Here is a 26,431-nt window from a genome sequence, read left to right on the forward strand (position 1 = left end):
GGAGTCAAGATGATGAGGGTATTAAAAGTATCGGAAGTTTCACATGAAATCAATCAATTGATCCGTCAAAAACAGCAAGAAAAAGAACAAATTCTTGCTGTTCGCGATGCTGTGAACAAAATAATCCATTTAGACGATGCTTTAAAGGGGGAAGGCGGTGAAGCGATTAAAGAACACTTTGCTACTTTGCATATCCCTGCCATTCTCCTGCTGCATCAATTTCTTCATCAGTATTTAGACATCCTAAAAGACATTTTAACTAGGATCGAACATTTTGAAACAAATAACGGTTTTATAAGCGAACAATTTATCGAAACAGAAGTAAAAACAAATCTTAATAAGTTAGAAAACTTTACTGAGGAAACAGTCAATAGCATCAATCAATATTTTTTCGACGTGGCAGATTTAGTTCATGGCACTCCTGTTCAAATTCTTCATTTTCACCATCAAATCACATCGGCAAAAAGTCACGCCCAAAAAACTGTCCATGAACTGGCGAAGCTGGATGAAGAAATCTCTAGCGAACTGACATCCATGCAAGAGCAGCTCGCTCAAATTCGTTCATTCACCCAGAGACTGCACGAATGGACAAAAGGCGGTGTTTTCTTAAGTAAAGAACAAATAAAAGAAATCGAAAATTTCATTTCCGAAACAGATACGTTCAAAGAAATGATTGATGATGCGATTGAGCTGTCTATACAAGAAGGAGATTCCACTTTTGTTGGCGCCGTCGCTGAATGGCTCGATTCCCTCGGCAAATTCAACGGCGGGCTTAGTGTTGCAAAAGGATTGCTTGCAGTTCACGTTCTCCGTACAGGTTTATTAACTTTATCAAAAGATGGAAAAGGGAATTTTATTATTAAAGCATCCCAGACGTGGGTAAAAGGAGCAAATAAAAAATACGAATCAAAGCTTGCAGAAAGAATCTACCAATTATTAGAAAAAGGAGATAAAAACTCTAGCAATATAATTAAAAGAGCTTTAGCAAAATATCACAATGCACCAAGCGGCGTTTTACGCGACCTTATTGGTTTGTATCCGAAAACAAATAAAATCAGTTTTGGGAAAATCGTCGCACAACAACACAAAATCCTTGTCTTTGATGAAAGCTTATTAAAACAATACAATGCAAAAGTGGATATTAGAAGCACCGTTCGGCAATTTACAGATGTTAAATCTATATCAAAACTTATTAAAAGGTTGCCATTAGCAGGGGTATGGTTCTCATTAGGTACAAATGCAGGTGAATTTTTCAGTGACGAGAATCAATATAAATCTTTGTATGAAAAATTCGGGAGATTTTCGGCAGGTCTCGGACTTGATGTTGGTGTTGCTGCTACAACGTCTGCAGGAGCATATATAGGTTCATTAATAGCACCAGGTCCAGGAACAATTATTGGCGGAGCTATTGGTGCCGGAGTTGGTATTGTTGGGTCATGGTTGATAGAAGATGCGGCAAAAGACTTTGGCGAAAAAGTCGGACGCGAAATTGAAGAAGTTGTACAGGGAATCAAGGAAGGTGTGGAGGAAGTTGGAAAAGAAATTGAAGAAGGCATTGAAAACGTTACAGAAATGGTAAGTGATTCTTTAGCAAACGCGGAAAAGTTTATTGCGGATTTTTTTAATTAGTGTAATAAAAATTGAGATGGTAGATACCGTTCAATTCAAAATCACTTTAATAAAGGAGATATTTATATAATGAAAGTATTATTTCCAAGTTCTAAATTGAAACAACAAGTTCGCACATTTCCATTAAAAAAAAAGAACAAAAAAAATTTTTCTATTAAAAGAGGAGCAGCCTTTTTTTTAGAGAGTAATCTCTTTGTACTTCTCATTCTCGCTATACTTCTCATCAATAAAAATTACTGGGATGAAGACGGTTCAATCATGGTTTTCATTTTTATTTCCGGTTTTGAACTCTTGTTTATTTTGCTTTTTGTTCCTGCTTGCTTTTTCTATGAACCGGTCCGTATAAAACGAATCATTCAATCGATCTTCAAAAAAAGAGAAAAAAATGAATGGATAGGAATGGCATTAGTTTTTTTCCTAGCAACTCTTATTTCTTTAGGTCTTATTTTCGATATGCCTTATCCAAGCATCTATCTTCCAGTGTGGCTTGCGGTTAGTTGGGTATGTGCTTTTGTATCCATATTTATTCAGCATTTTGTTATCGCTTATTACTATTTTAATGTGAACGTAGAGAATGGCCAGAAAAGTATATTTAATTATTTTTTTAAATACAGTGCATTATTTATTATGGGCTTTAACCATTATATTCAATTACTTCTATCCAAAATGCCGTTTTTGCTCAACAAACTATTTGCGATTTTAACTTTCCTTGTACTAATTTTGCAATCTTTTGTGATTCTTGGCGTATATGATTGATGTAGCTATAAGTGAATACTTTGAAGGAGATGCGATCACATGAGTACAAATGGAACCGTTGCTTTATCGATGAACGAATTAGTTTCTGCTCTGGCTTTATGCGGATACAGCGAAATAGCAAGCCAAATATTAAACGACGCTACTTTAGTAGAAAATGAAGAAGAAGAAAAACGTTTTATCCGTGAAGTCGAGCAGTTGTTGCATCAGAAAGGTTATTTAGATGTGACAAGAGAATCTTTATTAGTTCCGGGATTAGAAAATTTGATTCATCTGTTAGTACAGTCCAGAGAAAAAGTTCGATGCGTGAATATGAAAAAAAGACACGTATTGTTACTGCACCGTGTTCATGATTCCAAAACTTTAGTTCAACACGTGAAAGGAAATGAACATTCCTTTTCATTTCATGATCCTCAAAAAGGATTTTTTAACTTGCTTTGTCACTTTTTTGCTTCAAATACCGGAAAGAAGCGAGAAGATATCCTTCCTATGGAAATAAACGATAAGCTGTTTGATGAGCTTCATACATCAGAACCGGAAGTTCTTCTTGAAGCAATACGAGATGAAAAGGTTCCGTCCACTATGCGTTTATTTTTACAGGACTTTCTTGAAAATGGGCAGGAATTAAACAATTTCGCTTTTATGGAATCCGATTATGTGAAAAATAGATCCGCTTTGGATCAAGTAGCTTTTTTCCTTCCAAGCAAATCGTTTATTTGGCATATTGACTATGAAAAGATTGAGAAGAATAAAATCTTTATTGTCCCTGTGTCTGTTCAAGAATATTTTCAAAAAGTAGAAGAAACGATAAAGGAATTTTTTCATCTATCCTAATTTTTTTATTAGTGTATGGCAAAATAAGATGATATATAAAATTTTGTGTAAAGCATTTTACTAGATCAAAAGAAAAAAGGTAGGGTATTCTCGATTGGACTAAAAATCTTAGAGAAAGAAGAACCCTACCTATGTCTAATAGTATACTGAATGTAGTTTACATTACACAAAATTCTTGACAGTACCTCATGCAGTCAAATAGATGATAATTGATAATAAAAAAGGAGATATCTACTATGAGAAGTGGGCTCCCACATTCTCAAGCAAAACAGCAATCAAGCTTAGCAGCAAATAAACAAACAGAAATATTTTCGTTGAAAAGGGGCATTCGCTTCTTTTTGCAAAGTCACCTTTTTCTCTTATTCATTATATTTCTATTTCTAATCAACAAAAATCAATGGACAAATAATGCGTTTGTAACCTTTTCCATGTTTTTCTCTGGTTTTGAACTTTTCTTTATCTTACTGTTTCTGCCCGCTTGCTTTGTCCCTAACCTGCCAACACTGAGCTTACATCGCATCATTCAGGCTATAACGAAAAAACGGGAAAGAAATGAATGGGTGGGAATGGCTATTGCATTTATCGTTTTTACCCTAGTTTCTTTCGTTTTCCTTCCAGCCAACATTCCTTACCCTAGTACTTATGTACAACTTTGGCTAGCATCTAATATAATGTTCACATTAATATCTGTCCTTTTCCAACGTCTTGTCTTTTTTTATTATAAGGCAGCTGTCAAAGCTGACGCAAAAAGTGCATCAGATTATTTTTATAAGTATTGTGGATTATTTATGCTTGGTTTTTGTTATTATATTCAACAAATTTTATCCCGTATGCCATTATTACTGAACAAGTTGTTCGCTGTTTTATTTCTTCTTCTCGTAGTATGGCAATTTTTTATGGTTGTTGGTGTCTTTAACTGAAATACAAAGTTTTTGACATTATATCGAATTAGTTTTACCCCATCATCGCTGTATTTCGACAACGAACTTCTTTTAAGAAAGGAAAGAAAAAATATGAACGCAAAAGGAACAATTCGCTTATCTACGAATGAATTTGTTTCTGCATTGGCTTTATCTGGCTACAGTGAATTAGCTAGTCAAGTTTTCAATGATCTTCAATTAATCAAACACGAAAAAGAATGGGAGCGTTTTGTTCAGCAAACAGAACAATTGTTAAGCCAAAAGGTTACCTAGATGATACGAGAGAATCTTCAGTTCCCAGACTGGAAAACTTAATTCATCTCTTAGTACAATCACGAAAAAAGTACGATGCGTAGACTTGAAAAAAACAAGTGTTGTTTTTCCATCACATTCATCATTCAAATACACTGATTCAACATGTAAAAGGGAATGACCATTATTTTTCTTTTCACGATACGGAATCCGGTTATTTACACTTGCTTTGCGATTACTACGGAGTAAGCGGCGATATGAGGGCAGACGACGTTGAACCCATCGAAGTCACAGACCAATTATTTGATGAACTTCACCAAACAGATTCAGAAGTTCTGAGGCAAATCGTTCGTGATCATCGATTGACCGCTTCATTGCGGTTATTTGTAAACGATTTTCTTCGCCATGGACAGGAACTGAGCAACATCTCTTTTTTGGAATCTGATTATGCGAAAGACAAGTCTGTTATTGATCAAGTCGCTTTTTTCCTTCCAAGTGAATCATTTATTTGGCACATTGACTATGAAAGAGTCAAGCAGCATCAAATCTTCTTTATTCCGGTCTCCGTTCACAATTATTTCCGTAAAATCGATGAAACGACAAAGGATTTTTTTCATCTATCCTAATGTCATCTTCTCAATGTTGTTCCTCCCGCTATGATAAATGTTGTTGGCGGGAATTTTATTTTTGTTTGATAAAAAAGGGGGCTTTTTCCGCGTTTCACCGTCTTCCCTTCGCTGAGTGGGTGCCCAAAAAGGTCGCTCTTTTTTTCATACATCATTAAACAGATAGTTAAGGTAAAGTGACATAAGAGTGCCATTCCTTTTGCAATCATCGTTGATAAGCGACCATACAGCGAGATCTCAATGATTGCTGCAATTAGAACAAGCCACCATCTGCCTCTGCCTAATACGTAATGACCCATTTTGTTGGAACGATGCCATGAATGAGAAAGCCAATCGCAACTCCGATAAGTAAAAATGGATAGACGGTTTTCATTAGCGTCCCTGTTTCTGCGAATGATTCTTTAATGCTCGATCAGCCTAGGACCTGACGATGACATGTTTGACTTCATGTTGAAATCCAAGCTTCTCTAGTACAAAGCCAATGAGAATGGAAAAGATCGAAGTGATGATGGTATCATCCTAATGTAGCTTAAATCCTATACAGGTGAGACGAAAAGAAACGTCATCCCAAAGCAAAAACGGACGTTTCGGCTCAAAAGATAGACAATAATCGGAATGGTGGAGCATAAGCAAAACAGGGAACAAATGCAAAAGCAATAGCAATAGTGGGTGACTTGTCGTCGTCGTTTTCTCTAATGTTTCGTAGGAATGAGCCTTACAATAAGTGCACGACAAACGAATTTCCAACAAGGAGAATGGTTCATTCGACACTTAACTAAAGAAAGATTGAAACACCTCTTGCCACATGCTCCTCTCCCCCTTTTGTTTGTAAAATGCAAATATCATTCATTTGAATAGGCAAGGAACGAATCACTTACTTCCGTACATCGGTTTACAACAAACGCTCGATTTTGCCATACAGTCATTCAGAAGTTGGATCGAGCGAAGGACGGTTTCTTTTTCAAATTCGCTCATATGCGAAAACACTTCCGCTAAATATTCGTTCATTTCCGCATCAATTTTTGCCGCGATATATGCCCCTTCCGTTGTTAGGGAGAGGATCATAATACGACGATCTTCTGGATATGGTGTTTTTCTCACTAATCTCATTTGGACGAGCTTTTGCACTTGCCGGCTAAACGTTGTAATATCCATCCCGAGCGAATCGGCTACTTGTTGGACGGACGGCTGTTTCAACCGGTCAATTTCGTACAAGATATGACTTTGTACTAACGAAATCTCCATCCCGTCGACCGAACAGCAATTTTTATTCAAAAAACCAAACCGTTTTGTCATCGTTTGAAATAAGCTGCGGATGTTTTCCACTTCTGCCGCTTCTGTCTTATTTATTGTTTGCAATTTACAATTTTTTGAATGAAATTAGTTTCATGCATAAAAACCTCTTAACGCACAATGATGATACTAGGTTCATTTGAATGGTAACAGTATTATTTATTTGAGGAATCTTACAAACATAAGCATTTTCCTTTCCATTCCTTTCGTTTTTTTCTACAATAGAAGTGACAGAGAATGGAAAGGGTTACGGACAATGAAAGTGTTAGAGACGTATTTAGTTGCTGGGCTTACTGGCTTGTTGTTTTATATGATCCATTCACCGATTCCATGGATGCTTGGAGCAATTACGGGGATGCTCGTGTGGAAAACGGTGACAAAGCGGACGTTAGTAGCGCCAAAATTTCTTTCGAATATTGGACTTATTATTTTAGGAACATATTTTGGATTGTCGTTTACGAAAGATACGTTTCTCACAATAGCGCCTTATATTGTTCCGTTTCTTGTTGTCGCTGTTTTGATGATTGCCATCACTATCACCAACAGTGTCATTGTAGCCAAATGGATTCACGTCGATAAAATCACAAGCGTATTTGCTTCAGTTCCTGGCGGGTTATCAGAAATGGTCGCCGCAAGCGAATCGTTGAATGCGAATACGGCGTTAGTGACGATTTTTCAGACGATTCGTTTATTAACGGTCGTTTTTCTTGTGCCGACCTTTGTTGTGCATTGGTTAAACAGCGGAGCTTCTGCCAGCGCGTTGCCAAATGGCGCTGCTTTGATGTCTGACGGCAACTATCTTTGGTTTGCGCTTAGTATCGCTGGTGGCTTGTTATTGCGAAATCTGATTCCAGCAGCTTATGTCGTCGGTCCGTTAGCGGCAACAGCAATGATGCATGTGAGCGGGATTGAATTACCAGCACTTCCTGCTTGGTTGATTGTATTCGCACAAATTAGCGTCGGAATGAATATGGGAAATCGAATTACCGTCGAAGATATAAAGCTCGGCGGAAAATTTGGTTGGGTGTATTTTTTGCTGGCATTATTGTTAATCGCACTTTCGTTAGGCTGCGGTTACGTGTTCGCGAAGCTGACAAATCTCCCTTTGGCAACGGCACTATTAAGCCTTGCACCGGGCGGACTTGTTGAAATGGTGTTGACTGCCCAATCAGTGGGAGGAGACCCTTCCATTGTAAGCTCGCTGCAATTTATCCGCCTGCTGCTCGTGATTCTTGTCGTACCGAACGTGTTAAAATGGGCATTTCGCAAATTCGACTATATGACATAACAACAGCACCCAGATGAATTGGGCGCTGTTGTTTTTCTTCGTATCTATGCCGATAGCTAATCATCATTGCCTTCGCTTTTTCTTATTGTGCCGGTTCGTAAAATTCGATCCACTCTCCGTCCGGACCGAGGAAAAATAAATATTTCGCGCCGTTTGGAAGCGTCGTAATGTCTTCCCACACAAGTGGAACTCCAAGTGATTGCAACCGTTCTTTTTCTTGCTCAATTCCTTCAACAGTAAAGGCAACATGGTGAACTTTTCCTTCTGCCGGCAAATTCGGATTATAGCCTTCAATGAGTTCAACGATAATCGAGCCGTTCAGTCCCAAAAAAGCTAATTTCATGCTTCCGTTTGTATGAATAAGTTCGCTGATTAGCTCTAATCCAACGACGTTTTGGTAAAATTGCTTTGACGTTTCAATGTTTTTGACTTGAATGCCAACATGTTCAAATTTTTTGATTGTCATATTCCTTTCTCCTCTTCCTTTTTTAATTGAAAAATACCGCTTGCAAATATGGGGTCATATGTAAAATTGAAATCCCTTTTGCTTCTAGTTCGTACCAAATATAGCGGTCAAGTGCATATGGCCCTTCCGCCTTTAATTCTTCCACTTCCGCTAGTGTCAATATGACTTGGAACGATCGTCCCAATGCTTGACCATAGAATAGAAAAAAATTCGTGCCGTGATCCAGATGAACAACAGCCGATCGGTCAAATTGTAAAAGCTGTTGTCTTATGCAACAAGCAACATGAGCCGCAAATGTCTTCGCTTTTAGATGCGACGCCATGTAACTGCGAATAAGTTGATTCTCATTCATCCTTTCTCCTCCCACCTCCTTCAACAATAAAAAAACTCTTTTCGCTATGAATGACACGAAAAGAGCTTATAGCCGTTCTTATCATTCAAAGCGAAATCGCTTTGCGGGTAGGAGCACCTTGCATGACATGCAGGTTGCTGTGAAGTCATTGAGCCCGGTCTCTCGTTCACTCTTGATAAGACTATTCAGTTTAGGTTTATCTTACCATTATCTTTTGGTAATGACAACGATTTTTTCGAATGCTGACGATGCATAGTCAAAATGAAAGAAGGGCTGGTTGTACGTTGAACAAGCCCTTCTTGTTTTTTATTTGTTATTCTACTTCTGGTGTTTCTGATGTTACTCCAACATCTTTCCATTTCCAATTGAATTGGTAAACATCAGCCGAATAGTTTTTCACACGATTGTTCACCGCATAAATAATAGAGCGGTATAACGTTGGAATGACCGGTACTTCTTCGTTCATTAATTCTTGCCATTGATTGTAAATCTCTTTACGATATTCAGTGTCAAATGCTTGTTCAGAATGGCCTTTTTCTAATAATTCATCATTTTTATCATTCACCCAACGTGAATAGTTAAACATCACATCCCGGCCATATAATCCATATGGGTCGACATCTGTACCAGTGTACCACGCTGCTGCGAACACATCGACTTTCGGATCGTCTTTTTCCACCATATCGTAGAACGAGTTAAACTCAGCTAAACGACCATCGACAAGCTGCACATCTAAGCCAACATCTTTCCAGCATTGTATATAAAACTTCGCTAGCGGCTCGGCAATGTCTCCTCCACTCATTGAAAGGAAATTAATTGTAAATTTTTTACCATTTGGATCTTCGCGAAGCCCGTCTCCGTCTTTATCTTTATACCCTGCCTCATCTAACAGCTTTTTCGCTTTTTCAGGATTATAAGAATATCCTTTTGCCGTTTTATCATAATATCCCGGGAATGACGGTGGAATTAGTGTTGTAGCTGGGAAGCGTAAGCCATGATATAGCTTATCTGCGACAGCTTGGTTGTCAATTGCATACGCCATTGCTTGACGAAGCTTTTTATTTTGGAATTTTGGATTATCCATGACATTTTCTTGTTTCTTCGCATCCCAATGACCGAGTTTAAATCCGATATAGTTATACGCTAAATCAATTGCACCGATAAATTGAATATTTTTTGTCCCTTTCGCATTTACATATTGATCAGTTGGAAATTCAGCAATATCAATTTCGCCTTTTTTCAATGACTGAAGCACTACTTTTGGACTAACCACTTTTACAATAACGCCTTTTAAATTCGGTTTTCCCTCCCAATAATCGTCATTGCGCACGAATTCTACGGATTCCCCTGGGACAATCTTTTTAATTTTAAATGGGCCGAACCCGATTGGGTTTTTTCTAATTTTATCGGATTGCGCCAGTTGTTTAATCGGAATATCTTTTAAGTAATGCTTTGGCAGCGGAGAAGTCCAAATTCCTGTTAGCACTGATGGATTCGCATGTTTCCATGTAATGGATAGCGTTTTGTCATCAATGACTTTAATGCCGGAAATTTTATTTGTTTTTCCGCTATGATATTCTTCCATACCGACGATATCTTGGATAAGTGCATCGCCGTAGCGGACACCTGTGTAATCCTTATTGCCGATGACTAAATAAGCATATTCTAAATCTTCAGCTTTTACAGGCTCTCCATCATGCCAGTTGACATTATCTTTAATTTTAATCGTGATTGTTTTTTTGTCATTCGAAAGCTCATACGTAGCCGCTCCATCGTTAGTAATTTCGTAATTTTCATTCATTCGAAGTAGCGGTTCATCGAAAAACTGTAGCACTTCAGCATCCGGCTGTCCTTCATAAAATGCACGACTGAGAGTTCCTTCGAACGGAGTATCGTACACCAATCCGTATGTAAGAACTCCGTCTACTAGTTTTCCATCATTTTTGACGGCTATCGGGAATTTACTAATATCTTCCTTTTGAGAGGTTTGCTTGTTTTGGTTTGGCTCCTTGTTGCTGCTCGTAGAACTAGAATTGCTGCACGCCGATAACAATAGGATGATACCGGCTAAAACACTGAAAAACTTCCAATGCCATTTTCTCCTCAATTTCTCTTCCCCCTTTTTAGTTAGCCTAATCTTTGTCTTGCATCAGCCGCGCGTTTAAGTGCTTGGCCGATAAAATTTATACACAACATCATTACTAAAATGAGCAATGATGCAGGTAACCATACCCACCATTTATTTTGCAAAACATCGGGATTCATGGCATAACTGACTAAAGTGCCAAGGCTTGGTGTACTTTCCGGCAATCCAAACCCTAAATAACTTAGCCCTGACTCAATTCCAATATTTCCAGCGAGATTTAATGTTAAGTTAACAATAATAATTGAACTTAAGTTCGGTAAAATCTCTCGAACAATAATCTTCCAGTCGGGTGTGCCGAGCGTTTTTGATGCACTTACATAATCCAGTTCTCGCTCCGCCAACGTTTTCGCCCGAATAAGTCGTGCTTTTCCCGTCCATAAAAAAGCACTCATAATGAGAATAAACGTAAACACATTATATTTCGGTACAATTGCCACAAACACAATGACTAGCATTAAAAATGGCAACACAAGAATAAAGTCAATAATACGCATGATAATATTATCGACAACGCCTCCGAAATAACCAGCGATAAGACCAACGGTAAGACCGATGAATCCGGTGATGAGCGTAATCGCTAAACCGATCGTAAAAGAGTTTCTGGCGCCGATAATGAGCTGCCCAAAAATGTCCCTTCCACCGTAATCCGTGCCTAACCAATGTTCTGAAGAAGGCGGAGCATAAATGGATAGCAAATCTACCTTTACAATTTCTTCTTTATCTAAAATGAGAGAAGATCCATAAACAATCAGAAGAATGATCGAAAGTAGAATGAGAGAACCGAGCGCTAATTTGTCCCTCACTAATTCACGCCACATAATGGAGAAACTAGAAGGACTTTTTTCCGTTTGTACTTCGACTTGTTGCGGGCCACCTAGTTCAGCTTTCATCGTTAGGTCCTCCTCCATAATATTACTCAATTCGTATGCGCGGATCGACAGCGCTTAAAATAATATCTGATAATAATGTGCCTAATAGCGTTGCAAGACCTGAGATCATCACAAGCGCGGTGATGACACTATAATCACGTTGCATAATCGATTGAAGGAACAATTGTCCGATCCCCGGATAACTAAAGATTGACTCCAAAAATATCGATCCACCAATTAAACCAGTAATTTCATAGCCTAAGAAAGCAGCAATTGGTAAAAATGAATTGCGTAAAATGTGACGTGAATAAATACGTGATTCCGGAACTCCTTTGGCTCGTGCGGTCTTTACAAAATCTTTGATTTTTGTGTCGATGATTTCGTTGCGTAAATATTGAATGGTTCCAACCGTGCTAAGTAATGCTCCTGATAACGACGGCAAAATAAGATGGTTGATTTTACTTATATAATAGTCAACTGTTCCTTTTTCTACTTGAATGTTAACGCTCCCCCCTGTAGGGAACCAGCCGAGTATAAAGCCAAACACAAAAAGCATTAACAAAGCAAAGATAAATAATGGAGTTGCAAAACTTAAATAGCTATAACCAACGATAAGTTTATCTGCCAATGAATTCGTCCATCTTCCAGAGACAATTCCTAATGGAATAGCGATGATGTAGCTTAATATCAAAATACATGCAGACAGCAAAAGCGTATTTCCTATTCTCTCTGAAAGTAAATCGGTGACAGGCTGCTGATGAATGTAAGATATTCCTAAATCGCCTTGCATTAAGTTTTTAATCCATCTCACATATTGAACATAAGGCGGATCGTTTAGTCCGAGCTTCTCTTTCATCTCGGCTAATGTTTGTGCATCCATTTTTGGATTGTTCGCTAATCGACCTGTCAACGCATCACCAGGCATTGCTTTTGCCAATAAAAACACGAGAATGCTCAGAAGAAATAGTTGAGGGATCATAATGACAATTCGTCGCAATATAAATTTCAACATTTTGTCGACTTCCTCTCTACGGGATTGCAACAGAGTGCGTCTCAGAAATCCGTTTTAATGGATACACTCTCCCCTCAGCGTCAAAGTACTGATGATATGAATTGTGGTATTCCTTATCGATTTCCTGCCGAAGCTTTACTTGTTCTTGGCGATGTTGTGGATTCGGATTTGGTATCGCAGAAATGAGTCTTTTTGTATAAATATGTTGTGGATCATGAAATATTTCTTCACTTGTTCCTTCTTCTACAAATTGACCGCGGTACATGATTCCGATGCGATCGCACATATGACGGATAATTCCTAGATCGTGACTGATAAAAAGATAAGTAAGCTGGAATTCTTTTTGGATCTCCTTCATAAAATTCAACACTTGCGCTTGAACTGAAACGTCCAATGCAGAAACAGGTTCATCAGCAATAATTAACTTCGGATTTAACGTAAGAGCTCGTGCAATGCCGATGCGTTGCCGTTGTCCCCCGGAAAACTCATGAGGATACTTGTAAATGGATTCAGGATGTAGCCCAACTTTCTCAACGAAGTACTGCACTTTTCTTTTTTCCTCTTGAGGTGATAGCTTTTCAAAGTTACGGAGCGGTTCAGCAATAATATCCAACACTCGTTTTCTTGGATTTAGCGAGGAGTATGGATCTTGAAAAATCATTTGTATATCTTTTCGATAATGGTAAAATTCTCGTCGGCTTAGTTTAGTTAAATCTTTCCCTTCTAATAAAATTTCTCCCGCTGTTGCCTTGATTAGTCCAATAATGGTTCGTCCTGTTGTTGTCTTTCCGCACCCGGATTCCCCCACCAATCCATATGTTTCTCCTTGCTCTAATTCAAAGCTAACATCGTCAACTGCTCTCACGTAATCAATTACTCTCCGAAAAAAACCGCCACGTACTGGATAGTAAACTTTTAAATGATTCACTTTAAGAAATGCCATAGTTCATGTCCCCTATGTTATCTTGTGGAAAGTAAAAATTTTTATAACATGTACAGCGTACCCAATGCCCCGGTGCTACTTCTCGCAAAATCGGGTTCTTTTCGTGTTCGGATTCATCAATCCAGCTGATTCGTGATTTGAATCGACACCCTGTTCTAGGCAGTTTTTGCAATGATGGAACAATCCCTTGAATTACGTGAAGTTTTTCTTTTCGAGTCTGAACAGAAGGAATCGAATGCAATAATGAGCGGGTATACGGATGTAAAGGACGACTGAAAAGCGTATTGACATCGGCTAATTCAACAATTTCCCCCGCATACATTACCGCCACACGGTCTGCCATCTCGGCTACGACGCCTAAATCGTGGGTAATTAAAATGATGCCTGTCTTCATTTGTTGTTGCAGCTCTTTTAATAGCCCCATAATTTGTGCCTGAATAGTAACATCTAAAGCTGTTGTAGGCTCGTCTGCTATAATCAGAGACGGCTCACAAGCAATCGCAATGGCAATGACGATTCGCTGTCTCATTCCTCCTGAAAGTTCATGCGGATAACGGTCATACGTTTTTTCTGGATTTGGGATACCTACCCGCTTTAATAACTCCAGTGTACGTTGTCTTTTTGCTGATGAAGACAGTTTTGTATGATAATCCATGCTTTCCTCAATTTGCCGTCCTACTGACATTAAAGGATTTAGAGCTGTAAGAGGATCTTGAAAAATCATTCCGATATCTTTTCCACGGATTTGATTGAGCTGCGGTACAGATAACGGCAAAAGGTTTTTTCCTTTGAAAGCAATTGTCCCCTCTAATTTCGTTCTTTCAAGTGGATGTAACCCCATAATGGAAAGGGCTAATGCACTCTTTCCGCATCCCGATTCACCGACAATCGCCACCACTTCATTTTCATTTACCGTTAAAGAGACTCCATCGACAGCCGCATAGTATTCGTCATGAATGCGGAAAGAAACTCGCAAATTTTCAATTTGTAAAATCGGTTGTTTCGACAAAGTAACCCCCCTCTCTTGTATAAAAATCAATTTTATTCAAAATATTAAAATCATTCCATTCTTATACAAATATATTATTATGTTATTTTCTAAATTTCAATAATTTTTAATATTTTTAGTCAACCAAAAAATTTTTATATATTCATTTTTCAGTCATAGGTGTCGTTTTATCTTTATTGGAATCTTTCTAAAATCTTATTGATTATTTAAAACATAGTTCTTTTTTATATTTAAATTTCTTTAATGGGCATTTTATCCCGCTCTTACTCTGTCGGCTGAAATATCGTTATTTGGTTCATCCAATTTATGTAGCGATTTGTTAAACCAATATTAGACCGTTCATCTAAAGCTGGATCTACTATACATTTAATTACTTATTTAGAAAATATATCAACGAAAGCATTTTTACATACTTTATGGAATACTCTTTATCGATTTGAAATTATTCGCTATTATTCTATTTTTTTCGACAAAAACCATACGAATAATGATAATATAGTAGTGCACATGAATTTTATAGCGGTTGTATATTCTTTACGCGATTGGGGTTGCTTTTGAATGCATATGAATCAATCGGGAACGTCCTATATGCCTTTTTATTTTCTCATGCCTGCTATGCAATTGATTGTAGACGAAGACGGTTATATATTGGATACAAATGAGTTCACTGCTCATGTTCTCGGTTATACGAGAGAGGAATTAATCGGCATGCCTGTTTTCGCTATCGCACATGAAGATGACCACCGGCTTGTAAAGCAACAGCTCCAATTTATTATTCATCATGAAAAGAATATCGTTCATTCACTAGAACTTCGAAAAGTAAAAAAGAATGGAGAAGTTTTATTTGTTCAAGAACATATTCGTCGCATTCAAACAGAACAAGGAATGAATATTCTGCTCATTTCTTGTCATAATATTTCCTCGGAAAAACGCGCAAAGCAATTATTAACAGGTCAAAAGAAAATTTTAGAATTAATCGCAAAAGAGACACCCGTCTCTGACGTTTTAATGGAGCTCGTTCATACGATGGAAGATATTCTTCCGAATATTGTCTGTTCGATTTTGCTAGTGGATGAGGAACATCAGCGGTTATATCACGGAGCTGCTTCTCGTTTGCCAAATGATTTTATTGAAGCGATTAACGGTTTAGAGATTGCCCCTAACGCCGGTTCATGTGGAACGGCTGCGTACCGGCAGGAAATGGTCATCGTTACTGACATCCAGCATGATCCTCTTTGGAAACCATTTAAACAGTTTGTCTTACCGCATGGATTGCGTGCCTGCTGGTCGGTTCCGATTTTTTCCTCAAAGAAAAAAGTGCTTGGAACATTTGCTATGTATCATTATGAGCCTTGCGCACCGCAAGAAGACGATATCGACATCATTTACACCTTTTCCTCACTAGCAGGATTGGCCATTGAACATGGGCAAATGAAAGGGCAATTACAAGAAAGTCACCAGCGTTATAAATCATTATTTGAATACAATCAAGATGCGGTGTTTTCGTTAAGGATGGACGGAACATTTTTCTCCGCTAACAAGGCAGCTTCGATAATTTCGGGATATAGCCATGAAGAATTATTATCGATGTCAATGCATGATTTAGTCATATCCGATGATGTATCCAAAACCGTGAAAGCGTTTATACAAACAGCAAAAGGGAAATCGCAGCACGCTGATGTCCGTATTCGACATAAATCAGGAAAAATTTTATATTTAAGTGTTACTTTTGTCCCGATTTTTGTCAATCAAAAAATTGTTGGTGTCTCGGGAATTGCTAAAGATATCACAGAGCGTGTCGAACAAAACAAGCGCATTCGGCAAATGGCATATTACGATTCCTTAACCGGTCTTCCAAACCTCCACTTGTTTCGCGAACTCGCTTCACAGTCTCTTGAAGAAGCAAAGCAATCTGGAAAAATCGGGGCGATTTTCTACATCGATTTAGATGGCTTTAAATATATTAATGATTCGCTCGGACATAGTATAGGAGATGTTATATTACAAAAGGTGGCTGAACGGTTGCAGCAGACTGCTAAAACAAAAGGAGTTGCAGCCCGTATGAGCGGAGATGAGTTTATAATCATGCTCCCAAATATCGGTCACCAGCAAGAAGCGATTGCAATAGCAGAACAAATATTACAACTACTTAAGGAACCGATTCATGTCGATGAACTCGAATTGTGTCTTACTGGCAGTATCGGTATCGCCTTTTATCCACGAGACGGTATGGAAGTGGAAACACTAATGAGATATGCTGATATGGCTATGTACGAAGTCAAGAGGAAAGGAAAAAACAGTTACTATATATATGATGAAGAAAAAGGCGCGAATTTATTCTTATTAAACGATTTGCATAATGCGATAAAAAAAGAGGAGCTCACCGTTTATTACCAGCCCGTCATCGATGTGCAAACAAAAGATATTGTCGCAATGGAAACGCTCATTCGTTGGCAACATCCTATTTATGGGATAGTGCCACCAAATCAATTTATTCCGCTGGCAGAGGAAACAGGTCTCATCGTTCCGATTGGAGAATGGATTGTAAAAAAAGCATGTCGACAACATGAACAGTGGCGGAAAAACGGGCTAAAACCGATTCGAATCGCTGTGAACGTCTCCGTGAAAGAGCTGCAAGACCGACATTTCGCGAAACGAATTGAAGCGATTTTAACAGAAACGAACACACTTCCAGAATGGCTAGAATTAGAAATCACAGAAAGCATTATGGTTTACAACGAGGCGACCATTTCAGACAATTTACGCCGAATGAAAGAGCTTGGGGTGCGGATTTCGATTGACGATTTTGGAACAGGATATTCATCGCTTGCTTACTTAAAACGTCTCGATGTCGATACGGTGAAAATTGATCAATCGTTTATTTCGGATTGTCCTCATTCTTATTATGGCAGCGTTATTACGAACACAATTATTTCTCTGGCGCACCATTTGCATATGAACGTCATTGCGGAAGGAGTCGAACAGTTTGAGCAGCTCCTTTATTTACAAGAAAAAGGGTGCCAAGAGGCGCAAGGATATTTTCTTAGCCCGCCCTTATCGAGTGACGAAGCAACTCGGTTACTACAGAAAGGGATGTGTCACCTTCAGTAACTACAAAAGAGGTGTCAAGTCAACACCTCTTTTGTTTTTTGATTACTTAAACGCCATTGCCGCTTTCACAGCTTTTTTCCAGCCTTCATATAATGCTTCCTGTTTGTTTTTTTCCATTTGCGGTTCAAATTGATTTTCTAGATGCCATTGTGCGGAAATTTCCGACCGGTCTTTCCAATAGCCGACCGCAAGCCCCGCTAAATACGCAGCGCCAAGCGCCGTCGTTTCATTGATCACTGGTCGCTCAACCGGCACCCCTAATATGTCGCTTTGAAACTGCATAAGGAAATTGTTTTTCACCGCACCGCCATCGACACGCAATGTTTTTAACGCGATACCTGAATCCGCTTCCATCGCTGTAAGCACGTCTTTCGTTTGGTAAGCAAGCGATTCCAATGTAGCACGAATGAAATGTTCTTTTGTCGTCCCGCGCGTTAATCCGAATACCGCCCCGCGTACATCGCTATCCCAATACGGCGTTCCTAATCCAACAAACGCTGGTACGACATACACGCCGTCGGTAGAGTCCACTTTTTCCGCATATGTCTCACTATCTGGTGCTTGTTTAATCATTCTAAGCCCATCGCGGAGCCATTGAATCGCCGAACCCGCGACAAAAATGCTTCCTTCTAATGCATATTCAACTTTTCCATCAATACCCCACGCGATCGTTGTCAGCAATCCATGCTTCGATTGAACCGCCTTCTCTCCTGTATTCATAAGCATAAAGCAGCCAGTCCCGTACGTATTTTTTGCCATTCCTTCCTCAAAGCATGCTTGCCCAAACAACGCCGCTTGTTGATCTCCTGCTGCGCCGGCAATCGGAACCTCCACGCCAAAGAAATGATACGGTACCGTTTTGGCGTACACTTCCGAAGAAGGGCGAACCTCTGGAAGCATTGATTTCGGAATTCCTAAAATGTCAAGGATTTCATCATCCCATTTTAACTCATGAATATTAAACAGTAATGTTCGCGAAGCGTTGGAATAATCAGTGACATGAGCGCGACCACCCGATAGCTTCCAAATAAGCCATGTGTCGATCGTGCCGAACAACAAATCGCCTCTTTCTGCTTTCTCGCGTGCGCCTTCCACGTTGTCTAAAATCCATTTCACTTTCGTCCCAGAGAAATAGGCATCAATGAGCAAGCCTGTTTTTGTGCGAAATAGTTCGTCATACCCTTGCTGTTTTAGCTGCTCACAAATATCGGCTGTCTGGCGCGATTGCCAAACGATCGCATTGTAAATCGGTAATCCTGTATGTTTATCCCATACAACCGTTGTTTCGCGCTGATTCGTGATCCCAATCGCTGCCACTTGTTCCGGCTTGACGGATGCTTCCGATAAGACGCTGGCAATGACGGCTAAAATCGAGCCCCAAATTTCATTTGCATTATGCTCGACCCAACCTGGTTTTGGAAAATGTTGAGTGAACTCTCGTTGTGCAATATGCACGATTTCTCCATTTTTATTAAACAGAATCGCGCGTGAACTTGTTGTCCCTTGATCTAATGAAAGAATATATTGTTCCATAAACTGTCTCCCCCTTTATATTTACATTAAAGCATTTTTTGTCTGTTGATAGGTAGTCGTTTTTGTCTGTTGAACAAAAGTAATCGCTAACACGACGATGATTGCGATAAGCACATACCAAAACGCCGCTGTGACTTTTCCTACGAATACAGCTTTGTAAAATAATCCGCCAAATGAGCCGCCTAAGGCCGGTCCAAGAACAGGAATCCATGCATATTGCCAATTGGATGAACCTTTTCCGGGAATCGGAAGGAAAAAATGAGCAATGCGTGGACCTAAATCGCGTGCTGGGTTAATGGCATAGCCTGTTGTTCCTCCAAGTGATAAGCCGATGCTGACAATAAGAAACCCAACAATGAACGGATTTAAGCCATCAGTGAATTTGTTGGCGCCAATCGCTAAAATGCCAACGACTAATACAAATGTGCCAATCATTTCGCTCAGCAAATTCGCAAAACGATTGGGAATTGCCGGGCCTGTCGCAAATACACCTAATTTCACGCCCGGGTCATCTGTTTCTTTCCAATGAGGCAAGTAATGAAGAAAGACAACTGTCGCACCGATAATCGCACCAAGCAGTTGCGCGACAATATACGCAGGGACATCCGCCCACGGAAAATCGCCGTTGAATGCTAACGCGAGAGTTACAGCCGGATTGAGATGTGCCCCGCTAAATTGTCCCACGGCATAAACTGCTACGGCTACAGCTAGCCCCCATCCCATCGTAATGACGATCCATCCAGAGTTTTGCGCAAACGATTTTTTTAAGTTCACTCCAGCGCAAACTCCTCCACCTAAAATGATCAGTAAAGCGGTGCCGACAAGTTCGGCCATAAATGCCGACATCATCCATTCCCCCTTTGCTTTTTGGATGTGGCGGAAAAGATAAAAACCCACACATCTCCTCTTGATGAGGAACATGTGTGGGTCTCCGAATTCTCCGCCACAGTTATTAACTTAGTTATAAGATTAATAGAAAATGTAAGCGTTGTCAATGTTTTTTTCTGAAATTTTTCTCTACTTCGTTACAATTTGGATATAGTCAAAATCGAGGATGTCGACGGCATCTTCGATATCTAATCGAGTGATGAACCGATAGGAAATTCCCGGCTGCGAAGGAGCAATATTTTCAGGAATTTGATACGTAAACGGCAATACCTTCTTTTGTTCAGGCTCGATGGTAAAATCTCCGTCGACTGGAATGGTAGCGATAACGGTATCTTCTTCCTTGCCATCACGCAACGTTTTTCGGACAAAATCAACGTCTAGTTTTGTAATCTTTTGCTCTACTGTACCTCCATGGATATGCAATTGTCCTTCGATCATATCCCCCGGCTTATAAACTTGCTTATTTAATATTAAATCGACATACGCCGAACCGACTCCTAATTTTGACATCATTCTGCGCAATAACATGTGGATACACCTCTTTTCTCTATCTGTTTCACAATACTATACGTATACGGCCCGATCTCCTACTTTGTTTCACCTTTTTCCCGATACCACGTAAGAAGATAAAAAGACCTATGCCTTGCTTCGGCAAAGGTCTAAGGCTACCAAAGCCGATTATATCTATAATGATAGCGCTTACAGATAATTTATGTCATTTTCTGTTCTTTGTCAACAGTCATTCATACACGTTTTGCTGATCAATCACATAATCTACCCGAATCACAGGAACATCATTTTTCTCTACCTCAGCAACAATAAAACCGATGCGATCATGATAAATACAAAACATATCTTGGCCTTTCTCAAAAGCGATTTCTCCATAAGAAAGCACCATACGGTAAATTTTATCACTGTCAATATGATGAAGTTTTGCCCGTCTCCCCAACCGAATAATGACATCCTTTTCACTGATCTTTCCGCGATACATGCCCCAGCCCCCTTTACGTTCCTACTATCAATGTATGGTGTCACCTTTTCATCCATGTGTACTTTTTATTTTCCCTTCTCTGCTTAACACCCTTGATAGCCGGAAGTTTATGATAAAAAATATTAGACAACCGAAAGCGATTCTCCTCTTTCTTTACATGTTATAAAAAAATTTGTAAATTTTTTCTGAAAGTTATTCCGTTCTCCTTGACGATGCCCCTCGCATTAGTGTATAGTAAATACATCATTTAACAGAATATATCTCATGCAAGACAGCTTGGCTTGTTCACCTTAGATAGCTGTGGAGTATATTCCGTTATTTGATAAAATTTTTAAGTTAGCCGAAAGGTGCTAAAGGTATTAGGAGGAATTAAGTATTATGCAAAACGGTAAAGTAAAATGGTTTAACAACGAAAAAGGTTACGGTTTCATCGAAGTAGAAGGCGGAGCGGACGTATTCGTTCACTTCACAGCCATCCAAGGTGAAGGTTTCAAAACGTTAGAAGAAGGTCAAGAGGTGTCTTTCGAAATCGTTCAAGGAAACCGTGGACCTCAAGCTGCTAACGTAGTCAAATTATAAGTAAGCGTTCGTTAATATAGACGATAGGACGAAGGCAGATAAAAAGGCCGGCGCTATGCCGGTCTTTTTCTTTTTGGGCGAATATTCCCTTTTCGAACAACAAACACTATCAGCTAGGAGGTGGGTTCCAGATGGAACGTGATATTCATTCTGGCTATAACGACTTAAAACAGGTGGAAATGTTTGTGGAGACAGCAAAAAAAATGGTGGGTTCAGCGACAATGAGTTTAGACAGAGAGATGCTAATCGGAGCAAAGCAGGCAATTGACAATGCGCACGCACAACTTGCCCGCGCCCGCAGTGAAGCAACTGGCGTTGACGAAGAGTTTCTTGCCCGGTGTGAACAGCAACTGCAACAAGCGGAACATCAATTAAACGAAGCCCTACGGTAATATGAAAAGCGGAAGTGGTCCGCCTAGCCGCCATGGGCAAATGTTCTTCACCCGAAAGACGGCTTACCCTCTGAGGAAGAAGGGTATTTACGAACTACTAAGCTGGACAATCAGGGAAAGTAAAGGCGCCGCAGGTAGGATACTCTTCCCCCCCTTTCCTCCATAGAAAAGCTGACAGTCCAAGAAGAGAAAAAATAAAGCCCTAGACAATGACAAAAAAGAGAATCATCACATCTTTTTCAAAAAGGGATCTCGTTTAGCGTGAGATCCTTTTTTACTTGCTGCACTATTCAACTGAACGAGAAGAAGATTCAAGTAGCATCTCTCCATATTGTTTCATCATTTCACCAACGGTACAATGATTAATGCAAAACGATTGGGCGTACGTTTTCCCCATTTCTTTGCGAAACGTGCTTTTTAAGAAACATCCTTCGCAATACATATGGTGAAGTTCATTTAGTTTTGCTAATATTTCTTTTCTCTTGTTTGCTTTCTCTTCTCTCATTATTTGCTTCTACTCCTTCTTTCCAAGTTCCATCGTGCTTGCGATTGATTTTCCTTCTAGCGCTTGACGAGCGAGCTGATCCGCTTCCTTATTTTGTTTGCGAGAAATCGGCTCGTAAACCGGCTGAATGCCTAACTCCGCCAGTTTTGCTTCAATACGATCAAGCCATGCATTATAATCGTCTTCAAAACATGGCCACATTCCCGAAAGCTGATTAAGTACAACATGAGAATCGCCACGGAATACAACCGGCAAATGATGGACACCCAACTCTTCAAGCATTTGCACTAAAAACCAAAATGCCGCGTATTCCGCTTCGTTGTTCGATTTTAATTCATCAAGCTGGCGATTGGCGCGAAAACGATATTGATCGTTGTTTTGTTTATAATAAATGACGACACCGACGCCCGATTGCAGCGTTTCATTGTCAAAGCTGCCGTCAAAATACGCAATGACGTCGTGTGGCTCAGTTTCTAACTCTTTTTGTAATTTAATCAACTCTTTTTTCGTCCATGTCACATGTTGGCGGTCAATAAATGTTAACTCTTTGACACGCCCAGTTTTCTCAAAATCTTCAGCAAGAAGAAGCGCCTGTTCGACCGGAAGAAGGTCCGAAGTTAACACTACTTCTTGCTTTTTTGGTGTAACATATACCCATCGAATCATGACATCCACATCGTTTCATCCTTCCACGACAAATTCCTCTACCGTACATTTACGTTTATGCAGTTATAATGACAATCGTTGTTTATATTTATTATACAATACAGAGGGGAAAAACATGTGGAATGAATGCCTCGGGTTATCGCAATGATGGTGACGTTTTCCCTTGTATTGCTCATCTATCACCTTTTGGCCTCCTAGGATTGTTTGGATCAGGGTTTCAACTGTCGTCGCTAATATACAAGTTGAAAAATTCGGATTAACAGCAATGCTCGACAATATTTATTATGTCCGGTACTTCATTTCTTGCTACACAAATATTTTAAGCGAAAAATATAGTAAAAAGAGACTTAAAAGCGGTTTTGTCTCGGATTTTTACGCCCATCTCCTTAACTGTCATTATGCAACTTACCTTATTATATTAACCGCATGCAAATGATTATGCGCAACTCATCGCTTGAAACAATTTTTGCCCTCCTGCCGCGAATTGCGCTTGAAGAGTGTATGCGCTTTTCTTGTGAGTCAGTGGATGTCTATCTTTTTCATTGGTTCAAAGAACGCTTTCTACGCGATGCACAGTTTTGGATTCGCAATAATGAAAGCACACAATGACAAGTCAGCTTATCGATACACTAATTTTTACTTCTATCACATTTTTCGATGTATTCCAACGAACGAATGATGGAAAATTTTTTATAATATATACTCTCAAATAGACCGTTACTCTTTGTGCACTCCCTTTGTTTTATAGCAAAACGATTTCCGAAAAAAAGATATGTAAATTTTTTGATAACTATGGTACACTACCATTAGTTTTCATATTGGAGGAGTAACTATTGATCGAAGTATATATCGATGGCGCAAGCGCCGGGGATCCAGGGCCTTCAGGGGCAGGAGTGTTTATTAAAGTTAACGGAACGGTCGAGCGATATTCGATTCCTCTTGGTGTGATGTCAAACCACGAAGCTGAGCTCCATTCTCTCATCAAAGGACTGGAAATTTGTCTTGAAAAAGGATATCAAGCCGTTTCATTTCGCACCGATTCCCAATTAGTTGATAGGGCGATCGAAAAAGAATATGTGAAAAACAAAACATATGCACCGCTGTTAGAACAGGCTCTTGCACTATCCAAACAACTCGATTTGTTTTTTCTCAAATGGATACCAAGTAAAGAAAACCGTGTCGCCGATGAACTGGCGCGAAAAGCAATCCAACAATTTCAAAAAACGGGGGAGAGAAAGAGTTGAACAAACAGTGGATAGCAGATGTAAGCCTTCTTGCTGTGACATTCGTTTGGGGAGCCACATTCGTTGTTGTTCAAAACGCCATTTCATTTCTTGAACCGCTCTCATTTAATGCGGTACGCTTTTGGCTAGCCGGTTTGTTTTTGTTATTGTGGCTTTTGTTGTTTTACCGCTCACTTCTTACACAATGGAGCTCCTCTCTTTTGCGTGCCGGGGGATGGATGGGGCTTTGGCTATTTAGCGGTTACGCGTTTCAAACGATTGGGCTTCTGTATACAACATCATCAAAAACCGCGTTTATTACCGGTCTTAGCGTTGTGTTAGTGCCGCTATTTTCATTTCTTTTTTTAAAACAAAAACCGACGGCTAACGCTGTGTTTGGCGCACTTATCGCGACGGCCGGCTTATATTTTTTAACAATGAATGGCGGCGAATGGTCGATGAATCGCGGCGATGTGTTTGTGTTCTTTTGCGCGATTTCATTTGCCATGCACATCATTGTGACCGGAAAGTATTCATCGCGTTACCCGACGCTGTTGCTGACGGTGATACAAATTTTTACCGTTGCCATCATGTGTTCCGTGTTTGCATTCTTGTTTGAAGATGGAACACAAATGTGGAACGTGGCGGTTTTGCGGCAACAAGAAGTATGGACGGCGTTAATGATTACCTCTTTGCTAGCAACAGCGCTTGCGTTTTTGATTCAAACCAAATTCCAAAAATACACGACAGCTGCACGCGTCGCGCTTATTTTTGCGATGGAGCCGGTATTTGCTGCGATCACTGCATACATATGGGCTGGAGAACGACTTTCGCCCGCTGGCATCATCGGTTGTATCGGCATTTTATCCGGCATGATTTTGCCAGAGTTTCGGTTTTCATTGTCTTTTGGAAAACGGTTATCAACAAAGCGGCACCTGACACGATAAAATCCTCGAAGCAATTAGCCTCGAGGATTTTTAACGGCCCACAAATCCTTTTTCTTTCATAAACATTAGGACCTGCTCGCGTGTGATTGTTTGTCGCTGGGTTAGCTCTTCAAGTAATGATAAGTAAAAACTTCCGTCAAAGTGCTTTTGAATTTTTAACGTCCACTCTAACGCCATAATCGTTAGCCAATCGTTTGCCCCCGTATACTGTTGGCCAAAGCGAATAAAATTGCGTGCATCCTCGCCTAAGCGAAATCCTTTGCTCGCTAAAAAATCGAAATATTGTTCTACCGTCTGCTTTCCCATACTCCCTCTCCTGAATGAGATCTTCGCTACCATCTTAACGCATTTTTAACGCTATGGCTAGCCATTTTTTGCATGTACATAAGTAAGAAAGCGCTCCTGTCTTCATCCCTAGTAAACCCCCGCCAATGACTTTGATCGGCTGATGACCAAGACACTCACGAATCCGTTTTTTTTGTCTCTCGTACACCATTTGTTTCGGATCATTTTCCAATCATTTAGTCTCTTCGGCTAAATCCATGTTTAGGTGAATCGCCAGCTCTCCAGCCTGTCTGCGCACTCCTTGCGCACATATATCACAATGAAGCCAAATAAAGCGGCTAATGCGAATCAATGGTAAGACAATAAAGGTTGCAAGTGAAGTAGCTCCTGCAGAATGGGAGCTCGGCATTCCTCCGTTTCAAAAAAGTGATCATTGCTAACGTCCCCGTCTCACATTTCTTTGACGAGATTTTTTTAAGCTGTGCAAGCGCGATTGTCCATAATGCTGTTTTTAAGCCCGGTTCATGCCTCCTTCTCCTTTCTCAAACGGTCATTTAATCAGTGTCTAACTTCAACGGCTGCCTCCTCTTTTTCTTATTGTTTAGCTTCAGACACCATCAACTCGCGCCTCTTCGGTGCCGCTGCGGCAGGCGACAGTCTCCGCAAAAGTCCTCGATAAGCAGGGGTCTTTCGCTGTTCTTGTGATGTAAACATATTTTTTCACAAAAAGGCAACACTATCCTCGGAGGTGAGTGCGATGGCGAAAAATGGCGGCAAAAATCGTGGAACAAAAGCACCCGGTGTGAATCCACAAGGATTCGGGCAAGATGCGACCTTTACTCCCGATCCGAAAAGCGAACTCGAAAATGCAGCGAAAAAAAGTAATACAAAATAAGATCAATTAGGCAATATGCATAAA

At 39.8% G+C, this 26,431-nt stretch carries 31 protein-coding genes and 1 riboswitch; of the genes, 14 read left to right on the forward strand and 17 right to left on the reverse strand.

What is annotated here, in order from left to right; genetic code table 11:
- Positions 1 to 9: 9 nt before the first annotated feature.
- From HNR31_RS15485 to HNR31_RS18965, 6 genes are all read left to right on the forward strand, one after another.
- Positions 10 to 1,629, forward strand: coding sequence for a ribonuclease YeeF family protein (locus HNR31_RS15485; RefSeq protein WP_258561107.1), 1,620 nt, complete (start codon positions 10 to 12; stop codon positions 1,627 to 1,629).
- A gap of 69 nt (positions 1,630 to 1,698) precedes the next feature.
- Positions 1,699 to 2,385: a hypothetical protein gene (locus HNR31_RS15490; protein ID WP_181557094.1), complete on the forward strand. Its 687-nt coding sequence runs from the start codon at positions 1,699 to 1,701 to the stop codon at positions 2,383 to 2,385.
- A gap of 39 nt (positions 2,386 to 2,424) precedes the next feature.
- Entirely contained in the window at positions 2,425 to 3,216 is a 792-nt protein-coding gene (locus HNR31_RS15495; RefSeq protein ID WP_181557095.1) for a hypothetical protein, read from the forward strand.
- A 236-nt stretch (positions 3,217 to 3,452) separates the two neighbouring features.
- Positions 3,453 to 4,136 (forward strand): hypothetical protein, encoded by a 684-nt coding sequence (locus HNR31_RS15500; protein WP_181557096.1) that lies wholly within the window; start codon positions 3,453 to 3,455, stop codon positions 4,134 to 4,136.
- Between the two features lie 93 nt (positions 4,137 to 4,229).
- Positions 4,230 to 4,409, forward strand: a complete 180-nt coding sequence (locus tag HNR31_RS18960; protein ID WP_258561108.1) for a hypothetical protein — start codon at positions 4,230 to 4,232, stop codon at positions 4,407 to 4,409.
- A gap of 98 nt (positions 4,410 to 4,507) precedes the next feature.
- Positions 4,508 to 5,014: a hypothetical protein gene (locus tag HNR31_RS18965; protein WP_258561109.1), complete on the forward strand. Its 507-nt coding sequence runs from the start codon at positions 4,508 to 4,510 to the stop codon at positions 5,012 to 5,014.
- A gap of 870 nt (positions 5,015 to 5,884) precedes the next feature.
- On the opposite strand, the gene HNR31_RS15510 is transcribed toward HNR31_RS18965, so the two are convergent.
- A complete protein-coding gene (locus HNR31_RS15510) occupies positions 5,885 to 6,340 on the reverse strand; it encodes a MarR family winged helix-turn-helix transcriptional regulator (RefSeq protein WP_181557097.1) in 456 nt (151 codons plus the stop codon).
- Between the two features lie 223 nt (positions 6,341 to 6,563).
- Here HNR31_RS15510 and HNR31_RS15515 point away from each other — a divergent pair, with 223 nt between their 5' ends.
- Positions 6,564 to 7,595: an AbrB family transcriptional regulator gene (locus HNR31_RS15515; RefSeq protein WP_181557098.1), complete on the forward strand. Its 1,032-nt coding sequence runs from the start codon at positions 6,564 to 6,566 to the stop codon at positions 7,593 to 7,595.
- Positions 7,596 to 7,677: 82 nt separating this feature from the next.
- Here the strand turns inward: HNR31_RS15515 and HNR31_RS15520 are convergent, their stop codons facing one another.
- The 7 genes from HNR31_RS15520 to HNR31_RS15550 all read right to left on the reverse strand — a co-directional run bounded on the left by HNR31_RS15520 (position 7,678) and on the right by HNR31_RS15550 (position 14,392).
- The gene (locus HNR31_RS15520; RefSeq protein WP_181557099.1) at positions 7,678 to 8,061 is read right to left on the reverse strand and encodes a VOC family protein; all 384 of its coding nucleotides are present in this window, start codon (positions 8,059 to 8,061) and stop codon (positions 7,678 to 7,680) included.
- Between the two features lie 22 nt (positions 8,062 to 8,083).
- Entirely contained in the window at positions 8,084 to 8,413 is a 330-nt protein-coding gene (locus HNR31_RS15525; RefSeq protein ID WP_181557100.1) for a hypothetical protein, read from the reverse strand.
- Between the two features lie 75 nt (positions 8,414 to 8,488).
- A riboswitch (SAM riboswitch) is annotated at positions 8,489 to 8,595 on the reverse strand.
- 131 nt (positions 8,596 to 8,726) lie between these two features.
- Entirely contained in the window at positions 8,727 to 10,520 is a 1,794-nt protein-coding gene (gene opp4A, locus HNR31_RS15530) for an oligopeptide ABC transporter substrate-binding protein (RefSeq protein ID WP_181557101.1), read from the reverse strand.
- 20 nt (positions 10,521 to 10,540) lie between these two features.
- Positions 10,541 to 11,449 carry an ABC transporter permease gene (locus tag HNR31_RS15535; RefSeq protein WP_181557102.1) on the reverse strand — a complete coding sequence of 303 codons (909 nt, stop codon included), beginning with the start codon at positions 11,447 to 11,449 and terminating at the stop codon, positions 10,541 to 10,543.
- 22 nt (positions 11,450 to 11,471) lie between these two features.
- On the reverse strand, positions 11,472 to 12,440 hold the full coding sequence (gene opp4B / locus HNR31_RS15540) for an oligopeptide ABC transporter permease (RefSeq protein ID WP_181557103.1): 969 nt from the start codon (positions 12,438 to 12,440) through the stop codon (positions 11,472 to 11,474).
- Positions 12,441 to 12,456: 16 nt separating this feature from the next.
- The gene (locus tag HNR31_RS15545) at positions 12,457 to 13,383 is read right to left on the reverse strand and encodes an ABC transporter ATP-binding protein (RefSeq protein WP_181557104.1); all 927 of its coding nucleotides are present in this window, start codon (positions 13,381 to 13,383) and stop codon (positions 12,457 to 12,459) included.
- Positions 13,370 to 14,392 carry an ABC transporter ATP-binding protein gene (locus HNR31_RS15550; RefSeq protein WP_181557105.1) on the reverse strand — a complete coding sequence of 341 codons (1,023 nt, stop codon included), beginning with the start codon at positions 14,390 to 14,392 and terminating at the stop codon, positions 13,370 to 13,372. Before HNR31_RS15550 ends, HNR31_RS15545 begins: the two co-directional genes overlap by 14 nt.
- Positions 14,393 to 14,950: 558 nt before the next feature.
- On the opposite strand from HNR31_RS15550, the gene HNR31_RS15555 reads away from it, so the two are divergent.
- A complete protein-coding gene (locus tag HNR31_RS15555) occupies positions 14,951 to 17,503 on the forward strand; it encodes a sensor domain-containing phosphodiesterase (protein WP_181557106.1) in 2,553 nt (850 codons plus the stop codon).
- Positions 17,504 to 17,545: 42 nt separating this feature from the next.
- On the opposite strand, the gene glpK is transcribed toward HNR31_RS15555, so the two are convergent.
- From glpK to HNR31_RS15575, 4 genes are all read right to left on the reverse strand, one after another.
- Positions 17,546 to 19,036 (reverse strand): glycerol kinase GlpK, encoded by a 1,491-nt coding sequence (gene glpK, locus HNR31_RS15560; protein ID WP_181557107.1) that lies wholly within the window; start codon positions 19,034 to 19,036, stop codon positions 17,546 to 17,548.
- Between the two features lie 21 nt (positions 19,037 to 19,057).
- Positions 19,058 to 19,882, reverse strand: coding sequence for an MIP/aquaporin family protein (locus tag HNR31_RS15565; RefSeq protein ID WP_181557108.1), 825 nt, complete (start codon positions 19,880 to 19,882; stop codon positions 19,058 to 19,060).
- A gap of 171 nt (positions 19,883 to 20,053) precedes the next feature.
- Positions 20,054 to 20,452, reverse strand: coding sequence for a sporulation protein (locus tag HNR31_RS15570; protein WP_181557109.1), 399 nt, complete (start codon positions 20,450 to 20,452; stop codon positions 20,054 to 20,056).
- A gap of 211 nt (positions 20,453 to 20,663) precedes the next feature.
- Positions 20,664 to 20,915 (reverse strand): hypothetical protein, encoded by a 252-nt coding sequence (locus tag HNR31_RS15575; RefSeq protein ID WP_181557110.1) that lies wholly within the window; start codon positions 20,913 to 20,915, stop codon positions 20,664 to 20,666.
- Between the two features lie 378 nt (positions 20,916 to 21,293).
- Here HNR31_RS15575 and cspD point away from each other — a divergent pair, with 378 nt between their 5' ends.
- Complete coding sequence (gene cspD, locus HNR31_RS15580; protein ID WP_181557111.1) at positions 21,294 to 21,494, forward strand: cold-shock protein CspD; 201 nt, start codon at positions 21,294 to 21,296, stop codon at positions 21,492 to 21,494.
- Positions 21,495 to 21,625: 131 nt separating this feature from the next.
- Positions 21,626 to 21,886: a DUF2564 family protein gene (locus HNR31_RS15585; RefSeq protein ID WP_181557112.1), complete on the forward strand. Its 261-nt coding sequence runs from the start codon at positions 21,626 to 21,628 to the stop codon at positions 21,884 to 21,886.
- A 286-nt stretch (positions 21,887 to 22,172) separates the two neighbouring features.
- Here HNR31_RS15585 and HNR31_RS15590 read toward each other — a convergent pair whose 3' ends face one another.
- Together HNR31_RS15590 and HNR31_RS15595 are read right to left on the reverse strand one after the other, a co-directional pair.
- Positions 22,173 to 22,391, reverse strand: coding sequence for a zinc-finger domain-containing protein (locus HNR31_RS15590; protein WP_181557113.1), 219 nt, complete (start codon positions 22,389 to 22,391; stop codon positions 22,173 to 22,175).
- 9 nt (positions 22,392 to 22,400) lie between these two features.
- The gene (locus HNR31_RS15595) at positions 22,401 to 23,066 is read right to left on the reverse strand and encodes a ribonuclease H family protein (protein ID WP_181557114.1); all 666 of its coding nucleotides are present in this window, start codon (positions 23,064 to 23,066) and stop codon (positions 22,401 to 22,403) included.
- A 429-nt stretch (positions 23,067 to 23,495) separates the two neighbouring features.
- Between HNR31_RS15595 and HNR31_RS19400 the strand changes: the two genes are divergently transcribed.
- From HNR31_RS19400 to HNR31_RS15610, 3 genes are all read left to right on the forward strand, one after another.
- The gene (locus HNR31_RS19400) at positions 23,496 to 23,666 is read left to right on the forward strand and encodes a VUT family protein (protein ID WP_373367403.1); all 171 of its coding nucleotides are present in this window, start codon (positions 23,496 to 23,498) and stop codon (positions 23,664 to 23,666) included.
- Positions 23,667 to 23,890: 224 nt separating this feature from the next.
- Positions 23,891 to 24,301, forward strand: coding sequence for a reverse transcriptase-like protein (locus tag HNR31_RS15605; protein WP_181557115.1), 411 nt, complete (start codon positions 23,891 to 23,893; stop codon positions 24,299 to 24,301).
- Positions 24,298 to 25,227, forward strand: a complete 930-nt coding sequence (locus HNR31_RS15610; RefSeq protein WP_181557116.1) for a DMT family transporter — start codon at positions 24,298 to 24,300, stop codon at positions 25,225 to 25,227. Before HNR31_RS15605 ends, HNR31_RS15610 begins: the two co-directional genes overlap by 4 nt.
- A gap of 30 nt (positions 25,228 to 25,257) precedes the next feature.
- Here HNR31_RS15610 and HNR31_RS15615 read toward each other — a convergent pair whose 3' ends face one another.
- From HNR31_RS15615 to HNR31_RS18975, 3 genes are read right to left on the reverse strand one after another with little or no spacing between them, the layout of a single operon-like run.
- Entirely contained in the window at positions 25,258 to 25,533 is a 276-nt protein-coding gene (locus HNR31_RS15615; protein WP_181557117.1) for a DUF6123 family protein, read from the reverse strand.
- A 34-nt stretch (positions 25,534 to 25,567) separates the two neighbouring features.
- Positions 25,568 to 25,744 (reverse strand): hypothetical protein, encoded by a 177-nt coding sequence (locus HNR31_RS18970; RefSeq protein ID WP_258561110.1) that lies wholly within the window; start codon positions 25,742 to 25,744, stop codon positions 25,568 to 25,570.
- Entirely contained in the window at positions 25,745 to 25,921 is a 177-nt protein-coding gene (locus HNR31_RS18975; RefSeq protein WP_228485620.1) for a divergent PAP2 family protein, read from the reverse strand.
- Between the two features lie 348 nt (positions 25,922 to 26,269).
- On the opposite strand from HNR31_RS18975, the gene sspL reads away from it, so the two are divergent.
- A complete protein-coding gene (gene sspL / locus HNR31_RS15625; RefSeq protein ID WP_181557118.1) occupies positions 26,270 to 26,407 on the forward strand; it encodes a small, acid-soluble spore protein L in 138 nt (45 codons plus the stop codon).
- Positions 26,408 to 26,431 lie beyond the last annotated feature (24 nt).

It is taken from the genome of Thermaerobacillus caldiproteolyticus, from assembly GCF_013761245.1.
Lineage (GTDB): Bacteria > Bacillota > Bacilli > Bacillales > Anoxybacillaceae > Thermaerobacillus > Thermaerobacillus caldiproteolyticus.

Coding starts and splice junctions, on each gene's coding strand:
- HNR31_RS15490 (WP_181557094.1), top strand. CDS start 1,699: ATGAAAGTATTATTTCCAAGTTCTAAATTGAAACAACAAGTTCGCACA.
- HNR31_RS15575 (WP_181557110.1), bottom strand. CDS start 20,915: ATGTATCGCGGAAAGATCAGTGAAAAGGATGTCATTATTCGGTTGGGG.
- HNR31_RS19400 (WP_373367403.1), top strand. CDS start 23,496: ATGCGCAACTCATCGCTTGAAACAATTTTTGCCCTCCTGCCGCGAATT.
- HNR31_RS15615 (WP_181557117.1), bottom strand. CDS start 25,533: ATGGGAAAGCAGACGGTAGAACAATATTTCGATTTTTTAGCGAGCAAA.
- opp4B (WP_181557103.1), bottom strand. CDS start 12,440: ATGTTGAAATTTATATTGCGACGAATTGTCATTATGATCCCTCAACTA.
- HNR31_RS15515 (WP_181557098.1), top strand. CDS start 6,564: ATGAAAGTGTTAGAGACGTATTTAGTTGCTGGGCTTACTGGCTTGTTG.
- HNR31_RS15500 (WP_181557096.1), top strand. CDS start 3,453: ATGAGAAGTGGGCTCCCACATTCTCAAGCAAAACAGCAATCAAGCTTA.
- HNR31_RS15495 (WP_181557095.1), top strand. CDS start 2,425: ATGAGTACAAATGGAACCGTTGCTTTATCGATGAACGAATTAGTTTCT.
- HNR31_RS15590 (WP_181557113.1), bottom strand. CDS start 22,391: ATGAGAGAAGAGAAAGCAAACAAGAGAAAAGAAATATTAGCAAAACTA.
- HNR31_RS15585 (WP_181557112.1), top strand. CDS start 21,626: ATGGAACGTGATATTCATTCTGGCTATAACGACTTAAAACAGGTGGAA.
- HNR31_RS15525 (WP_181557100.1), bottom strand. CDS start 8,413: ATGAATGAGAATCAACTTATTCGCAGTTACATGGCGTCGCATCTAAAA.
- HNR31_RS15485 (WP_258561107.1), top strand. CDS start 10: ATGATGAGGGTATTAAAAGTATCGGAAGTTTCACATGAAATCAATCAA.
- HNR31_RS15555 (WP_181557106.1), top strand. CDS start 14,951: ATGCATATGAATCAATCGGGAACGTCCTATATGCCTTTTTATTTTCTC.
- HNR31_RS18960 (WP_258561108.1), top strand. CDS start 4,230: ATGAACGCAAAAGGAACAATTCGCTTATCTACGAATGAATTTGTTTCT.
- HNR31_RS18975 (WP_228485620.1), bottom strand. CDS start 25,921: ATGCCGAGCTCCCATTCTGCAGGAGCTACTTCACTTGCAACCTTTATT.
- HNR31_RS15520 (WP_181557099.1), bottom strand. CDS start 8,061: ATGACAATCAAAAAATTTGAACATGTTGGCATTCAAGTCAAAAACATT.
- cspD (WP_181557111.1), top strand. CDS start 21,294: ATGCAAAACGGTAAAGTAAAATGGTTTAACAACGAAAAAGGTTACGGT.
- HNR31_RS15545 (WP_181557104.1), bottom strand. CDS start 13,383: ATGGCATTTCTTAAAGTGAATCATTTAAAAGTTTACTATCCAGTACGT.
- HNR31_RS15565 (WP_181557108.1), bottom strand. CDS start 19,882: ATGTCGGCATTTATGGCCGAACTTGTCGGCACCGCTTTACTGATCATT.
- HNR31_RS15570 (WP_181557109.1), bottom strand. CDS start 20,452: ATGTTATTGCGCAGAATGATGTCAAAATTAGGAGTCGGTTCGGCGTAT.
- sspL (WP_181557118.1), top strand. CDS start 26,270: ATGGCGAAAAATGGCGGCAAAAATCGTGGAACAAAAGCACCCGGTGTG.
- HNR31_RS15535 (WP_181557102.1), bottom strand. CDS start 11,449: ATGAAAGCTGAACTAGGTGGCCCGCAACAAGTCGAAGTACAAACGGAA.
- glpK (WP_181557107.1), bottom strand. CDS start 19,036: ATGGAACAATATATTCTTTCATTAGATCAAGGGACAACAAGTTCACGC.